This is a genomic window from Roseateles sp. FW305-36 (assembly GCF_058787015.1).
In genome coordinates this window covers 325,903-340,826 of sequence record NZ_JBYSZK010000002.1, presented here as the reverse complement: position 1 = coordinate 340,826, position 14,924 = coordinate 325,903, and the positions used below count along the sequence as shown (strand labels likewise).

Below are 14,924 nucleotides of genomic sequence, written 5' to 3'. Positions count from 1 at the left end.
CATCAGTACCTCTCGACGTACGCCGACGCCCGCGGCCCCGGCTCATACGGGTCGGGCCAGTAGTCGGTCACACGCAGGATGAGTCCATCTTTCACATCGAAGATTGTCAGACCCATCATCGGTGGCGCGCTGCTGATGAAGTCGATCTGCGTCATCGCGCTGCCCGCATCGGCAATGCATCGGCGCACCTCGACGCGCCAGGGCTGCGGCCAGGTGGCAAAGAAGTCGACATAGCCCGCGGCGCTGCAGATGCGTTCGCGGCTCTGCGGCGCTTCATAGACCATGTCGGGCTGCAGCAGGCGGCCGAAGGCCTCCCAGTCCTGGGCATTGGCCAGTTGCCAGTGCAGCAGCACGAGATCGCGGGTCGTCAAGCCCATGGCGCAGGCCTTCGCAATGCAATCCAACGACTATGCAGCAAACCGGCAGCGCCGCGCGGCGTGAAAATGCCCCCATGTCCACCACTGCCCACGCCACCACGCCCCCGTCGCGGCTGTCCCTGTATCTGCAGCTGATCCGCTGGGATCGCCCCGCCGGCTGGCTGCTGCTGCTGTGGCCGACGCTGTCGGCACTGTGGATAGCCGCGGACGGCTGGCCGGGCTGGCATCTGCTGGCCGTGTTCACGGCGGGCACGGTGCTGATGCGCTCGGCCGGTTGCTGCGTCAACGACGTGGCCGACCGCGACTTCGACCGCCATGTGCAGCGCACGGCCGGGCGCCCGGTGACGACAGGCGCCGTATCGGTCAAGGAAGCGCTGGTGCTGGGCGCAGCCCTGTCCCTGGTCGCCTTCGGCCTGGTGCTGACGACCAACCCGCCGGCCATCCTGCTGAGCTTCGCGGCCCTGGCCGTGGCCATCGCCTACCCCTTCGCCAAGCGCGTGCTGGCCATGCCCCAGGCCGTGCTGGGCGTGGCCTTCTCCTTCGGCATCCCGATGGCCTTCGCCGCCGCGCTGGGCGGCATGGAATGGAATCTGCGCGCCGTGCCGCTGTCGGCCTGGGCCCTGCTGGTGGCCAACCTCTTCTGGGTGCTGGCCTACGACACCGAATACGCCATGGTGGACCGCGACGACGACCTGAAGATCGGCGTGCGCTCCTCGGCCATCGCGCTGGGCCGCTGGGACGTGCCCGGCATCATGATCTTCTACGCCACCTACCTCGCGATGTGGGCCGGCCTGGGCCTGCGCCTGGGCCTGGGGCGCTGGTTCCTGCTCGGCATCGCGGCGGCGGCGGTGCAGGCCGCCTGGCACTACAAGCTGATCCGCCGGCGCCACCGCGCGGGCTGCTTCACCGCCTTCCGTTCCAACCACTGGCTGGGGTTCGTGGTCTTCGCCGGGACCGTGGTGGACCTGGCCCTGCGCCGATGACCACGCGGCGCCACGTTCTCGCCGCCAGCGCAGCGTCGCTGGCGGCGGCGTGGGCCGATGCGGAGCCAGCGGCCGGATCGCTGCTGCTGGTGAACACCGTCTACCCGCCGCTGGTGAACCCTCAGGGCCATGCCAGCGGCGAAGGCGTCGACATCGAGATCGCCCGCGAGGCACTGCGGCGCGGCGGCTATGCCGGCACCATCGAGATCGAGTGGGTGCCCTGGAAGCGCGCCCTCTTCATGCTGGAACGCGGCACGGCGGACTTCACGACGACGGTGAACTACAGCCCCGAGCGCGACCGCTTCCTGCGCTGGAGCCTCAGCTACCGCGCCGGCAAGAACTACCACTTCTACACGCGCGTCGGCTCGGGCCTGAAGCTGGAGAAGCTGCAGGACCTGCGCGGGCTGCGGCTGGCCGTCGGCGCCGGCTACATCTACCCCAAGGCCGTGCTCGAGCAGGCGGACGGCCGCGTGGAATACGCGCGCGACGTGGGCACCGCGGTACAGCTGGTGGAGCGCGAGCGCGCCGACGTCGTCGTCGTGACGGCGCTGGTGGGGCTGTGGGAGGTGAGCCATCTCGGCCTCGTCAGCCGGCTGGAGCGGCAGCCGCTGCAGCACTTCAATCCCGAGCCCACCTTCATGGCCTTTTCCAAGAACAGCCCGCGCAGCATGGCCGCGCTGGCCGCCATGGACGCGGGCCTGGCCAGCATGCAGCGTGACGGAAGCATCACCCGCATCGAAAAGCGCTACGTGCGCTGAGCAGCCTAAGCCCTAGACTGCGCGCCCACGCGGCCCAGACCGCTTGCGCTCAATCAGGGAGTTCGTTCATGTCCTATCCGTTCCGCCGCACGGCGGTGCCGGCCGTCGTCCTGGCCTTGCTTGTTGCCGGCTGCGGCGGCGGTGGCGGCCCCGCAGGCACGCCCATCTTCCGTGCCGGCGACAGCCCGTCCTCCCCGAGCTCGACGGGTGGCCCGTCCAGCAACGGCGGCAGCAGCAGCGGCGGCAACACCTCGCCCGACCCCGCCGGTCCCTCGGCGAGCTTCGCCCAGCAATGCGCCGCCGGCAACACGCTGGCCGCGGGCAGCCTGCGCACCTCCACGCTGGACACTGAGAAAAAGTGGCTGCGCGCCTATTTCGACGAGGCCTATCTGTGGCGCGACGAGGTGCCGGCCGTGGACCCCTCGCAGCCGGCCTACAGCGGCAGCGACAGCTACGCCGCCATGGACGCCTATTTCGAGGCGTTGAAGACGCCACGGAACACCGACACCGGGCAGCGCCGCGACCGCTTCAGCTTCACCTATCCCACCGCCCAGTGGACGGCCTTGATCGACAACGCCGTCGAGGCCGGCTATGGCATCGAGTGGAAGCTGACCAGCCCGCTGCCGCCGCGGCAGATCCAGATCGCCTATGTCGAGCCCGGCAGCCCCGCCGATGTCGCCGGCCTGAAGCGCGGTGACCAGCTCGTCGGCGTGGACAGCGTCAGCGCCGACGTGGGCGACGCCTCCGGTGTCGATGCGCTGAACTCTGCCCTCTTCCCCGACCTGCCCAACGCCCGGCACGACTTTGTCTTCACGCGCGGCGACGGAACGACGCTGCGCCCCCGCCTCACCAGCGCGACCATCACCAAGACGCCGGTGCCCATCACCCGCGTCGTGACGACGCCGTCCGGCCAGCGTGCCGGCTATCTGCTGTTCAACGACCACATCGCGCCGGCGGAAGGCCAGCTGATCACGGCCATGCAGGGCTTCCAGGCCCAGGGCCTGCGTGAACTGGTGCTGGACCTGCGCTACAACGGCGGCGGCTATCTCTACATCGCCAGCGAACTGGCGACCATGATCGCCGGCGCGACACGCACTTCGGGCCAGACCTTCGAGACGCTGAAGTTCAACGCCAGGCGCAGCAGCGAGAACGAGGCGACGCCCTTCTTCAACACCTCCTGCATCCTGGTGGGCAACCACTGCACCCAGGAGCAGCCGCTGCCGGCGCTGAACCTGACCCGCGTCTATGTGCTGGCGCAGTCGGGCACCTGCTCGGCCAGCGAGTCCGTCATCAACGGCCTGCGCGGCATCGGCGTGGATGTCGTGCTGATCGGCGGCAAGACCTGCGGCAAGCCCTATGGCTTCACGGCCAAGGACAACTGCGGCGTCAGCTACTTCCCCATCGAGTTCGTCGGCGTCAACGCCCAGGGCTTCGGCGACTATGCCGACGGCCTGGAACCCAAGGCCGACGCCACGGGCAGCAGCTCGCGCTTCGTCAAGGGCTGCACGGTGGCCGACGACACCGGCCACGCGCTGGGCGACGCCTCGGAAGGCATGCTGTCCGCCGCGCTGCGCCATATCGACACCGGCAGCTGCCCGGCGGCCACCGCCAAGGCCCAAGGCACGGCGCGCGGTGACGGTGTGGCGATGACGCTGAAGCGCCATCCGGCGCGCAGCAACCGCGTGCTGGCGGGACGTTAGGCCTGCGGGAAACGGGCGCGGATCGCGTCCATCCAAGCCAGCAAGGCCAGCGTTTCAGCGTGCGGCATGCGCGGGCTCTCCACCAGACCGGCGCGGACGCAGGCCTGGACCTCGGCAATCTCGCCCTCGAAACCGTTGAGGACGAAGGGCGCTTCGACACGCCGGGCCGGTGAGCGATGCGCGTCGAGCTCGACGACCTGGGCATACGAGAAGCCCTGAGGAAAGCGCAGGGCGCCCTGGCTGCCCAGCACCTCGAAGGCATTCGCCGAGACGGCGTCGAAGCCGCAACGGAACTGCGACGTGACGCCGCCCGGGAAGTGCAGGCTCACGTTGACGGCGGCATCCACCCCGCTGGGCGCCAGCCTGGCCTGCACGTCCATGGCGACCGGCTCCGGGCAGGCGCCGTCATTCATCTGCTGCAGCACCCAGCGCGTCACGGCGAGGTTGTAGATGCCGATGTCCCACAGCGCGCCGCCGGCCAGCGCCGGGTTCCAGAGCCGGTGCTGCGGGTCGTAGGCGGCGGGGAAGCAGAAGCTCGACTGCATGGCCCTCAGCTCGCCGATGGCGCCCTCGCGCAGCCAGCGGCCGGCGATGTCGTAGGCGGGCAGGAAGCGCGTCCACAACGCCTCCATCAGGAAGACGCCCCGGCTGCGCGCCAGCTCGATCAGGGCCTGGCCCTCGGTGCGCGTCGTCACCAGCGGCTTCTCGCACAGCACGGCCTTGCCCGCTTCCAACGCAGCGCGGATGTATTCGCCATGGTGGGAATGCGGCGTGGCGATGTAGACGGCGTCGACGGACGCGTCGACCAGCAGCTCGGGCAGTGCGGTGGTCACGCGCGCCGGCGCCTCGCCTTCACGCTGCCATTGCGCGGCAAAGGCCTGGCCCTTGACCGCGTCGCGCGCCAACACCGCGGCGAGGCGGGCGCCCGGTACCGCGGCCAAGGCGGAGGCGAACTGGTGGGCGATGCCACCGGGGCCGATCACGGCCCAGCGGAACAGGTCGGCGTCAGCGGCCATCGCTGAAGGCGTCAAGCCTTGTTGACGCCGCCCGGGAAACGGGCGCGGATGGCATCCATCCAGCCCAGCAGGCCCAGGGTCTCCGAATGCGGCATGCGCGGGCTCTCCAGCAGGCCGGCGCGGATGCAAGCCTGGGCCTCGGCGATCTCGCCCTCGAAGCCGTTGATGACGAAAGGCGCCTCGATGCGCTCGGCCGGCTCCTTGCGCGTCACCAGCTCCACCGCCTCGGCCTGCCAGAAGTCCAGCGGGAAGCGCAGGCCGGCCTTGGAGCCCAGGGCCTCGAAGGCGTTGACCGAGGCCGCGTCGAAGCCGCAGCGGAACTGCGACGTCACGCCGCCGGGGAAATGCAGGGTCACGTTGACGGCGGCGTCGACACCGGTCGGCGCGAGCTTGGCCTGCACGTCGATGGATTCGGGCTCGGGGCAGGCGCCGTCGTTCATCTGCTGCAACACCCAGCGCGTCACGGCCAGGTTGTAGATGCCGATGTCCCACAGCGAACCGCCGGCCAGCGCTGGATTCCACTGGCGGTGCTGCGGGTCGTAGCTGGCGGCGAAGCAGAAGCTCGACTGCATGGCGCGCAGTTCGCCGATGGCACCCTCGCGCAGCATGCGGCCGGCGAGCTCATAGGCCGGCAGGAAGCGCGTCCACAAGGCCTCCATCAGGAAGACGCCCCGGCTGCGCGCCAGCTCGATCAGGGCCTGGCCCTCGGCGCGCGTCGTCACCAGCGGCTTCTCGCACAGCACCGGCTTGCCCGCCTCCAGCGCGGCGCGGATGTATTCGCCGTGGTTGGAGTGGGGCGTGGCGATGTAGACGGCGGCGATGGTGGGGTCGGACAGCAGCTCCGTCAGCGCTGTCGTCACGCGCGCCGGGCGGCCCTCGCCCCGCCACTGCTGGGCATAGGCCTGGCCCTTGGCCGCGTCGCGCGCGAACACGGCCGCGAGCTGGGCGCCCGGCACGGCCGCGAGGGCGCCGGCAAAGCGGTTGGCGATGCCGCCAGGGCCGATGACGCCCCAGCGGAAGATGTCGTTGTCATGGGCCATGGCTGAGGGCTTTCACGAGGTCGGATTGGGTGAGGATGCCGACGAGCCGGGCCTGCTCGCCGATGATGGGAATGTGGTGGTGTCCGGTGTCAGAGAACAGCGGAACCAGCTCGGCGATGGCGCGCTCGGCACTGGCCACGCGCACCTGGCGGCTCATGATCTGGCCGACGACCTCGGGCTTGGTCGAATGCGTGGCCGGCGAGGGACGCAACAGCGTCTGCAGGCGGCTTGCCAGACCCTCGCGCTGCTGGCCTTCGGCGGCGCGCATGAAGTCGGCGCGCGTGACGATGCCGACGATGCGCTGCACGCGGTCCACCACCGGCAGGGCCTTGATGCGGTGCTGCTGCAGCAGCGCCCAGGCTTCGCCCAGCGGCGTGCCGAACTCCACCGTGATGACGGGCGTGGACATGATGTCGGCGCAGCGCAGGCCGCCGAGGCGGTTGCGGTAGCTCAGCATCTCGGCCTCGTGCAGCAGGTCGGCGAGATCGTCGCGCGGCACGTCCAGCACCTGGTTGTAGCGGGCCAGCACGGCGTCCAGCTCGGCATCGCCGAAGCGCGGCGGCGCGACGGTGGCACCCGCGGCGGGCGCCGCCGGTGCGGTGACATGCTGGGCGTGCGGATAGCGGCGGCCGGTCAGCGTGTTGTAGGCCATGCCGGCGAGCACCAGCAGCAGGGAGTTCAGCGCCACCGGCACGAAGGCGAAATGCCAGTCGTGGGTGGCCGTCAGCACCATCAGCAGGCTGGCCGCGCCGCCCGGCGGGTGCAGGCAGCGCATGCTGAACATGACGCCGATGGCGAGCGCCACCGCAATGGCCGCAACGGCCAGTGGCGGCAGGGGCAGCCACTTCATGCAGGCGATGCCGACCAGGGCCGACAGCGTGTTGCCGCCCACGGCCGCCCAGGGCTGGGCCAGCGGGCTGGCCGGCACGCCGAACACCAGCACCGCGCTGGCGCCCAGCGGCGCGACCAGCCAGGGCAGGCCCGGCCCCATGGTGAGCTGGCTCAACAGGCCGGCCAGCAGCAGACCCAGGCAAGCGCCGACCACGACGCGCAGGCGCTCGCGCGCATTGACGGCCTGCGGCGCGGGTCGCAGCGCACTCAGCAGGGCGAGAACTCGATCGGGCAGGGAGGCGGCAGAGGACATGGGCGGCAGCAGGGCTGAGTAGCCAAGGCCGCCGATTGTGTCCGCCACCGGCCCCTGCGCCGGTTCAACTCGGTTTCAGATGACCCGCGTCAGGCTTTCGCGAGCAGGCCGTTCATCTTCACCTTGAGCACCTGGGCCTGGGCGCGGCGCTCCTTGGTCGCGGCGCGCTGGTAGGCGGCCTCGGCCTTCTCGCGCAGGGCCACGGCGCGCTGCAGCGCCTCCTGGTAGCGCTCGACGGTGTAGGTGTTCTCGGTGCCGATGTAGACGCTGCGGGCCAGCGGCGTCTCGCCGAAGCGCGGCAGGGTCACCGCGAAGCTGCAATCACGGACGCGGCTGCCGGCGCGCTGGCGCACGATGGGGCCGGAGATGCCCGATGGCAGGTCGCTCTGCTTCTTGCGGCTGGGCGTGCGGCGCAGGCGCGAGGGCGCAGGCAGCGTCGCAATGCGCTTGAGCAGCTCCTTGGTGGCCATGGCCAGCGCGCGGCGGGCGCCGGTGCCGTCCTGGCTGTGGTCGGAAAACAGCTTGGTGCCGCCATAGCGCAGCTGCCAGCCATGGGTCGACAAATGGTCGATTCTTTGAATGCATTGCGGCACGACAAAACGCTCACCGCTGAAGATCACCACATCACGTGTGTTCATCACTGCCCCCAGTGTTCCAGCCCGCCTGTTGCGTCTTTGCGCGGCGGGTCTACTAACGCCCCTCTGATACGGACTGAGTTTATGGGGGTTTATGGGCGCAGTGCTAATTTATGACGCCATGGAAACAGTTTCATCGAAAAGGCGTCAGCTCAATGACAGCTAAGCGTCCGGTCGTACGGGTTCACCCGGGTCGCTGACGGGCCAAGGCCGGATCGAAGAGCTCCATGACCCGCAGCTGGGCGCCGCTGCGGCTGAAGACCGAATTGCGCGACCACAGCATCTGCGGCGAGGGCGCCTTGCCGGTGGCGGCCTCCCATTGCCGCATGGCGTGCCGCCGCGTGTGGCCGTGGCGGGACAGGCGGCGTGGCTGCAGCTCGCTGCGATGGATGCGGTAGTCGTCGTAGAGCAGATGGGCCAGCGGCCGGGCACCCAGGCCCTTCAGCGCCCGCCAGGGGCCGGTGGTGGCGCGCTGGTGCACGGCTGAGCGTGCCCACACCAGGGGCTCGCCGTCGACGCGCAGGATGACCTCGCGCACCACCGTCAGCCCGCGCGGCGGCAGGCCCAGGGCGGCGCGCTCCAGCGCCCGGAACGGCGCCACGCCCTGGCGCAGCACCTGCACCTCGAAGCGCTCACCCAGGCGGGCCAGGCGGCGGCTCAATGAGCCCGGCGCCCGCAGCCAGTCGCGCAGGCTGTTTCGCGTTGCGATGCCCATGTCAGCGGCGCACGGCCGCCCGAAGGCGCTGACGCGCCCCCGCGGGGGGCAGCGAACAAAGTTCGCGTGGGGGCTCCATGTCAGCCGAACTCTTTGCCCAGTTCTGTCGCCCGCTTCTGCGCAGCCAGGACGGCGCGCTGTATCGCCGCGTCGACGCCGTCGGCCTGCATCGACGTGATCGCCGCGTAGGTCGTGCCGCCCTTGCTCGTCACGCGTTCGCGCAGCGTCGTCGGCGACTCGTCCGAGCGCAAGCCCAGAGCCGCCGCGCCGGCGCAGGTGGCCAGGGCCAGGCGCTTGCCCTGCTCGGCGCTCAGGCCCATGTCGACGGCCGCGGCCATCATGGCCTCGACGAAGAAGAAGAAATAGGCCGGTCCCGAGCCCGACAGGGCCGTCACGGCGTCGAGGTCGTCCTCGCGCTCGACCCACAGCGTCTGGCCCGTGGGCGCCAGCAGGCGCTCGACGGTGGCGCGCTCCTGGCCCGACACCGCCGGGCGGGCGAACAGGCCGGCGATGCCCTTGCCGATCAGGGCCGGCGTGTTGGGCATGGAGCGCACGACGCGCTCGCAGCCGGTGGCGGCGACGATGGACTCGGAGCGGATGCCGGCCATCACCGACAGATGCAGGGAGCCGCCCAGCCAGGCCTTGATCGGCTCGGCGGCTGCGCCGAAGAGCTGGGGCTTGACCGCCCAGACGATGGTGCCGGCGGCGGCCAGGCCGGCGTCGCCCGCGGCCACGGCCGCGATGCCGAATTCGCCGACCAGCTTCTCGCGCTGCGGCGCATAGGGCTCGACGATGATGAACTGGCCAGGCTTCATGCCGGCGCGCAACAGCCCACCGATGATGGCGCTGGCCATGTTGCCGCCGCCGATGAAGGCAATCGTTTCTGCACTCATGGACGCGAGTCTAGAGCCTGGACCGGCCGTGTTTTCACGGAACGAAACAGCAACACGGCCGGGCTATGGTGGCGCCATGCGCCCCGCCCGTCTCGACCGCCGCTCGCTGCTGTTCGCCACCGCCACCCTCGCCCTGGCCGGTTGCGCCGGCGGCCCGCCGCCGCCCAAGCCCTGGGCCGAGACGGCGACGCGCGAGCTCAACCTGTCCCTGGCCGGCTTCGAGCTGCAGGGCCGCCGCGTGGTGGTCACGCGCAGCGCCGGCGCTGCGGGGCCTTTGCCCGTCGTCCTCTACCTGCCCGGCATCGGCCAGGGCCCCGAGACCGGCCAGCGCTGGGCCGCCACCTGGGCCCAGGCCGGCTATGCCGTGCTGGCCGTGCAGCCGCTGGAAGACGACGCGGCGGCCTGGCGCTCCAGCCTGGCCCGCAGCGGCGAGTTCCGCGAGCTGGGCCAGCTGCACTACGGCGACGCGATGCGCGCCGACCGCCTGGCCGCATTGCGACGCCTGCTCGCCGCGCTGCAGGCCCAGCCGGTGGCCGGCGTGAACCTGGACTGGCAGCGCGCGGCCATCGCCGGCTACGAGATCGGCGCGCAGACGGCGCTGGACCTGGGACAGGACGCCGGCGCCTGGCTGCCGCGCGCCGTCATCGCCATCAGCCCGCCGCCCATGGACGCCGCCGCCGCGACGCCGGCGGCCCTGCTGATCACCAGCGACAGCGATGGCGACGCCCTCGGCCTCGTCACCCGGCCGGCCGAGCGCCGCCGCGCCTTCGAGACCCTGCAACCCGGCGCAGCCTGGCTGCTCAACCTGCCCGGCGCCTCGCACGCGGCCCTGGCCGGCACACTGGCCCCCGAAGGCTGGCATGCCCAGGACCAGCACCGCGGGCGCGAAGGCGCCATCGGCGGGGGCCAGCAACGCGGCGGCATGGGGGGTGGCGGCCAGGGAGGGCAGATGCCCCACGGCCCGGCGGGCGGTACGCCGCGTGGCCCACGCAGCGGCAGCGCCACCGAGGCGGCCCAGGCCGACCTGCACGAGGCCATGCGCCTGAGCGTGGCCTTTCTCGACGCCCGCCTGCGCGGCGCGGCCATGCCGACCAGCGCCCTGCTGACGGCGCGCTGAAGTCCGGCGGCGGACTGCCTACACTCCCGCCGCAAACGGGAGGACCTGCATGGGCGCGACGACGGCCGATCTCGATGATCTTCTGCTGCATGACGAGCTGCTCAAGACCGTGGGCAGCCGGGCCCTGCTGCTGCTCGGGCTGACCCTCTCGGCCGTGATCGGCTTTATCGGCCACATCGTCGTGCTGGCCGTCATCGGCTGGCTGGGCACCTGGTTCATCGGCACCCACATCATCAGCCGCGCGGCGCCGGTGCTGCGCACCGCCCCCCTCGTCAAATACCCGCTCTTCCTGAGCTGCGCCATGCCCTTCCTGAGCCTGGTGGCGCCCGTCTATCTGTGGACGGCCGCACGCAGCCAGCGCGCCGAACTGGAAGTCGCGATCCGCCAAGCCCAGCTGCGCGAGCGTCGGGCCCCGGCCTCGCCGCCGCCGGCACCGGCCCCTGCCGAGCCCACGCGGGCGCCGCCGAGCGAGGCCCTGCCCGTGCTGCGCGCGGTGGCCGACGGCGGCTGGGCCGAGGGCGAGGAGGTCAAGCTGCAATTCGTCGCGGACAAGCTGCCGCCCGGCATCACCAACGACCCCGGCCTGCTGCCGCCCACGCGCGCCGCGGCCGGCGTCTTCGCGGTGGGCTATCACGTCGACGCCGGCGACCACTGGACCTCGGTGGACCGCGACGAGATGCGCCAGGCCGGCATGAACCTGAACGCCCTGCATCGCCAGTCCCTGACCAACCTGATGATGCGGGTGAAGGGCAAGCCGGGGCTGAGGCTGGTCGACCACCCGCCCTATTTCGGCCTGCTGCTGGACGGCGACCACGAGGCCTGCCTGGTGCTGCTGGACGGCCTGTGGGACCACCTCTTCGCCGACAAGACGCCCAACGGCGCCGTCGTCGCCATCCCGTCGCGCGACGTGCTGTCCTTCTGCGACGCGAACTCGGCCGACGGCATCGCCGCCCTGCGCGAGGTCAACCGGCGCATCGGACCAGACGCCAAGGGCGCGCTGTTCCAGGGCTTGCTGCTGCGACGCGGGGGAAGCTGGCGCATCCTGGAATGAGGTCATGCCAACCGGCTTGCAGGCCGGCCGGGCTTCGCGAGGCGTCGGACAGGACGCAGGTCCTGTCCTCGGTCCTGGCTCAGTCTTCCAAGCCCAGGAAGCCCCCGCTCTGGTGCGCCCAGAGCCGCGCATAGATGCCGTTCAGCGCCAGCAACTCGGCATGCGAGCCCTGCTCGACGATGCGGCCGGCGTCCATCACGACGAGGCGGTCCAGGGCCGCGATGGTGGACAGGCGGTGGGCGATGGCGACGACGGTCTTGCCTTCCATCAGCGTGTAGAGCGACTGCTGGATGGCGGCCTCGACCTCGCTGTCCAGGGCGCTGGTGGCCTCGTCCAGCAACAGGATGGGCGCGTCCTTCAGCATCACGCGGGCGATGGCGATGCGCTGGCGCTGGCCGCCCGACAGCTTGACGCCACGCTCGCCGACGAAGGCCTCGAAGCCGGTGCGGCCCTTGGGGTCGGACAGCGTCGCGATGAACTCGTCGGCATGGGCGCGCACGGCGGCGCGCTGCATGTCGTCCACGCTGGCGTCGGGGCGGCCGTAGAGGATGTTGTCGGCCACCGAGCGATGCAGCAGCGAGGTGTCCTGGGTGACCATGCCGATATGGCGGCGCAGCGAGTCCTGGGTGACGCCGGCGATGTCCTGACCGTCGATGGTGATGCGGCCGCCCTCGGGGGCCAGGTCGTACAGGCGCAGCAGCAAGTTGACCAGCGTGCTCTTGCCCGCGCCGCTGCGGCCGACGAGGCCGATCTTCTCGCCGGGCTTGATGACCAGGTCCAGCCCGTCGACGACGACCTTGCCATTGGGGTAGGCGAAGCGCAGCTGCTCGAAGCGCACCTCGCCCCCAGTTCCGTCGTTCTGCACCACCAGCTCCGTCGCACCGCTCGCGTCGGCAATGGTCTGTGGCTTGGACAGCGTGGCCAACCCGTCCTGCACGGTGCCGATGTGCTCGAAGAGGGAGGCCATTTCCCACATGACCCAGTGCGAGATGCCGTTCAGCCGCATGCCCATCGCGGTGGCCGCGGCGACGGCGCCGACGCCGATGGCGCTCACGCCCCACAGCCACAGCGACAGCAGGGCGGTGCTGCCGACGAGCAGGGCCGACAGCAGGGTGTTGACGACCTCGAAGCCGGTGACCAGGCGCATCTGGCCATAGGCCGTCAGCATGAAGTCCTGCATCGCCGACTTGGCATAGCTGGCCTCGCGCCGGCCGTGGGCGAACAGCTTGACGGTGGCGATATTGGTATAGGCGTCGGTGATGCGGCCCGTCATCAGGCTGCGTGCATCGGCCTGGGCCTGGGCGATCTTGCCCAGGCGCGGCACGAAGTAGCGCAGGGCCAGCAGATACAGGGCCAGCCAGCCGGCGAAGGGGACGATCAGCCAGGCATTGAAGCTGGCGACGATGGCGACCAGGGTGCCGAAGTAGACGGCCACGTAGACCAGGATGTCGACGACGATGAGCCAGGTGTCGCGCACGGCCAGGGCCGTCTGCATGACCTTGGTGGCGATGCGGCCGGCGAACTCGTCGCCGAAGAAGGCCAGGCTCTGCGACAGCATGCGGCGGTGGAAGATCCAGCGCAGCCGCATCGGGAAATTGCCGAACACGCCCTGGTACTTCAGCAGCGCCTGGGCCGAGGCGAGCACGATGCTGGCGGCCAGCACGCCGAGCAGCAGCCACACGACGGGCTGGGGCCTGGCCCACAGCTCGGCCGGCTGGATGGTGGACAGCCAGTCCACCAGCGAGGCCATCAGGCTGAACAGCAGGGCCTCGGCCGCCGCGATGCCGGCGGTGAACAGCGTGACGGCGAAGAGATGCTTGCGCACGCCATCGGCGCAGCGCCACAGGAAGGCGAAGAAGCGCGTGGGGGGCGCGGTGCCGGCAGTCTCGGGGTAAGGATCGACGAGGCGCTCGAAGCGAGCGACCAGCGGTTGGAACAGCGAAGCCATCCCGCTAGTGTCGCTTGGCAGCGTTGTCAGTGCCGAACGTCAGCGCCGTCCGGCCGGCCTGGCCGCACGCCGGCTCCAGTACTGGAAAGCGTCCTCGTGCACTTCGACGTCCACCTCGGCGACACGCTGGCCCAGGCGCTGCTGCACCTCGGCCACCGCCTGGTTGTAGACCAGGGGCGCGATCTCTTCGAGGAAGAAGCCGAGCAGCGCACCGGCGGCGACGTTGCCGACGCGCTCCTCGAATTCCGCCTCCAGGTAGCGCTGCAGCGAGGCGACGGCCTGCTCGCGCTCGGGGCGCTCGAGTTCGATGGCCATGGGCCTACTGGCTGGCGGCCGAGGCCGGCGGCATCGGCACGGGCACGGTGACGCCGGGCGACAGTGAGATCTCGTCCACCAGCGTGACGCCGGTGACGAAATAGCGCGTCTCGCCGAAGCAGGAGGTCGGCAGGCCGACCTTCTCTTCGTAGTGCAGGTTGACGCGGCGGCCCATGACCTTGTTGATGGCCTCGGCCGTGGCCTCGTCGTGCACGGTGAACTGGAACTTCTCGACCGTGGCCGAGCCGGGCAGGGAGACGAGCGCCTGCTCGCCCTCCCAGGTCTTGCAGACCCAGCCCTTGCGCGAGAACTTCTGCACCCAGCCGGCGCGTTCGCCCGAGGAATAGCTCCAGTGCCAGGCGAAGGCGAACCAGGCCGCGACGAGCAGCAGCAGGGCGACGAAGAACAGGGCGAGCTTCAGGCGCATGGCGGTGTGAGGGAGCCGGGGGCGCGGCGATTGTGCGTCAGGTCATGCCCACGACCATCATGGCCAGGCCGACGATGCTGACCGTCCAGACACCGGTGCGCACGAAGGGAATGCCCACCACATAGACCGGCACATAGACGACGCGGGCCCACAGGAAAATCTGGGCGCCGAGCAGCACGCGTTCATTGGTGGCACCCGCCACTTGGGCCACCAGGGCCAGAGCGGCGAAGAACAGCAGGTTCTCCAGGCTGTTGGCCGCGGCGCGCTGGGCACGGCCAGCCAGCGGCGTCGCCTCGGGCAGGTTGTCGCGGTTGCCGAAGGCCAGCATCAGGCCCTTGGGCGTCCAGGCCCGGGCCCGGATCAGGCTGGCCGCGAGCACGGTCAGCCAGGTCAGCAGGGTCATGCAGACGACGAGGGACAGCAGCTTGGGCATGAGGTTTCCTCCGCAATACGCGCCGGGTCGACGCGCCGCGCATCATCCGCCCGGGGGACCGAAGCGCGCCTGCGAGCGAACCCGCGCTTTCTCCGCCTCGACCTCGCGATTCCTGGGCTCGGCCGTCGTCACCAGCGCGGCGATCAGCGTGCGCGCCTCGGCGGTGATCGCCGCCACGGCCTGGTCGAAGGCCGCCTCGTTGGCTTTGGACGGCACATTGAAGCCGCTCAACTTGCGCACGAACTGCAGGGCCGCGTCGCGGATCTCGACCTCGGTGGCCGGGGGCTCGAAGTTGAAGAGAGTGCGGATGTTGCGGCACATGGCATTGCATGAGGAACCAGGGATCTGACCATCCTAGCGAGGGCGCTGCGC

General features: G+C 70.6%; 17 protein-coding genes. 5 read left to right on the top strand and 12 right to left on the bottom strand.

The window, feature by feature from the left end:
• Positions 1-2: 2 nt before the first annotated feature.
• On the bottom strand, positions 3-377 hold the full coding sequence (locus AC3WOE_RS05980) for a nuclear transport factor 2 family protein (RefSeq protein WP_492689005.1): 375 nt from the start codon (positions 375-377) through the stop codon (positions 3-5).
• Between the two features lie 74 nt (positions 378-451).
• Between AC3WOE_RS05980 and ubiA the strand changes: the two genes are divergently transcribed.
• From ubiA to AC3WOE_RS05965, 3 genes are all read left to right on the top strand, one after another.
• Complete coding sequence (ubiA, locus tag AC3WOE_RS05975; protein WP_492689004.1) at positions 452-1,360, top strand: 4-hydroxybenzoate octaprenyltransferase; 909 nt, start codon at positions 452-454, stop codon at positions 1,358-1,360.
• On the top strand, positions 1,357-2,118 hold the full coding sequence (locus AC3WOE_RS05970; protein ID WP_492689003.1) for a substrate-binding periplasmic protein: 762 nt from the start codon (positions 1,357-1,359) through the stop codon (positions 2,116-2,118). Before ubiA ends, AC3WOE_RS05970 begins: the two co-directional genes overlap by 4 nt.
• A gap of 68 nt (positions 2,119-2,186) precedes the next feature.
• Positions 2,187-3,818 carry a S41 family peptidase gene (locus tag AC3WOE_RS05965; RefSeq protein ID WP_492689001.1) on the top strand — a complete coding sequence of 544 codons (1,632 nt, stop codon included), beginning with the start codon at positions 2,187-2,189 and terminating at the stop codon, positions 3,816-3,818.
• On the opposite strand, the gene AC3WOE_RS05960 is transcribed toward AC3WOE_RS05965, so the two are convergent.
• From AC3WOE_RS05960 to proC, 6 genes are all read right to left on the bottom strand, one after another.
• Complete coding sequence (locus AC3WOE_RS05960) at positions 3,815-4,834, bottom strand: Gfo/Idh/MocA family protein (protein ID WP_492688999.1); 1,020 nt, start codon at positions 4,832-4,834, stop codon at positions 3,815-3,817. The two genes, AC3WOE_RS05965 and AC3WOE_RS05960, sit on opposite strands and share 4 nt — an antisense overlap.
• An 11-nt stretch (positions 4,835-4,845) precedes the next feature.
• On the bottom strand, positions 4,846-5,874 hold the full coding sequence (locus AC3WOE_RS05955; RefSeq protein WP_492688998.1) for a Gfo/Idh/MocA family protein: 1,029 nt from the start codon (positions 5,872-5,874) through the stop codon (positions 4,846-4,848).
• Positions 5,864-7,018: an HPP family protein gene (locus AC3WOE_RS05950; RefSeq protein WP_492688996.1), complete on the bottom strand. Its 1,155-nt coding sequence runs from the start codon at positions 7,016-7,018 to the stop codon at positions 5,864-5,866. Before AC3WOE_RS05950 ends, AC3WOE_RS05955 begins: the two co-directional genes overlap by 11 nt.
• Positions 7,019-7,107: 89 nt before the next feature.
• Entirely contained in the window at positions 7,108-7,656 is a 549-nt protein-coding gene (locus tag AC3WOE_RS05945; RefSeq protein ID WP_492688994.1) for a hypothetical protein, read from the bottom strand.
• A 181-nt stretch (positions 7,657-7,837) separates the two neighbouring features.
• On the bottom strand, positions 7,838-8,368 hold the full coding sequence (locus AC3WOE_RS05940; RefSeq protein WP_492688992.1) for a chorismate--pyruvate lyase family protein: 531 nt from the start codon (positions 8,366-8,368) through the stop codon (positions 7,838-7,840).
• An 80-nt stretch (positions 8,369-8,448) separates the two neighbouring features.
• Positions 8,449-9,261, bottom strand: a complete 813-nt coding sequence (proC, locus tag AC3WOE_RS05935; protein WP_492688991.1) for a pyrroline-5-carboxylate reductase — start codon at positions 9,259-9,261, stop codon at positions 8,449-8,451.
• A 76-nt stretch (positions 9,262-9,337) separates the two neighbouring features.
• Here proC and AC3WOE_RS05930 point away from each other — a divergent pair, with 76 nt between their 5' ends.
• Positions 9,338-10,378 carry an alpha/beta hydrolase gene (locus tag AC3WOE_RS05930; RefSeq protein WP_492688990.1) on the top strand — a complete coding sequence of 347 codons (1,041 nt, stop codon included), beginning with the start codon at positions 9,338-9,340 and terminating at the stop codon, positions 10,376-10,378.
• A gap of 49 nt (positions 10,379-10,427) precedes the next feature.
• Entirely contained in the window at positions 10,428-11,429 is a 1,002-nt protein-coding gene (locus AC3WOE_RS05925; RefSeq protein ID WP_492688988.1) for a DUF1444 domain-containing protein, read from the top strand.
• A gap of 79 nt (positions 11,430-11,508) precedes the next feature.
• On the opposite strand, the gene AC3WOE_RS05920 is transcribed toward AC3WOE_RS05925, so the two are convergent.
• The 5 genes from AC3WOE_RS05920 to AC3WOE_RS05900 are packed head-to-tail and all read right to left on the bottom strand — an operon-like array spanning position 11,509 to position 14,873.
• Positions 11,509-13,356 carry an ABC transporter ATP-binding protein gene (locus AC3WOE_RS05920; RefSeq protein WP_492689215.1) on the bottom strand — a complete coding sequence of 616 codons (1,848 nt, stop codon included), beginning with the start codon at positions 13,354-13,356 and terminating at the stop codon, positions 11,509-11,511.
• Positions 13,357-13,416: 60 nt separating this feature from the next.
• Complete coding sequence (locus AC3WOE_RS05915) at positions 13,417-13,692, bottom strand: DUF2164 domain-containing protein (RefSeq protein WP_492688986.1); 276 nt, start codon at positions 13,690-13,692, stop codon at positions 13,417-13,419.
• Between the two features lie 4 nt (positions 13,693-13,696).
• Positions 13,697-14,119 (bottom strand): hypothetical protein, encoded by a 423-nt coding sequence (locus AC3WOE_RS05910; RefSeq protein ID WP_492688984.1) that lies wholly within the window; start codon positions 14,117-14,119, stop codon positions 13,697-13,699.
• A gap of 37 nt (positions 14,120-14,156) precedes the next feature.
• A complete protein-coding gene (locus AC3WOE_RS05905; RefSeq protein WP_492688982.1) occupies positions 14,157-14,552 on the bottom strand; it encodes an MAPEG family protein in 396 nt (131 codons plus the stop codon).
• A gap of 42 nt (positions 14,553-14,594) precedes the next feature.
• Positions 14,595-14,873, bottom strand: coding sequence for a DUF2277 domain-containing protein (locus AC3WOE_RS05900; protein WP_492688981.1), 279 nt, complete (start codon positions 14,871-14,873; stop codon positions 14,595-14,597).
• Between the last annotated feature and the right edge of the window lie 51 nt (positions 14,874-14,924).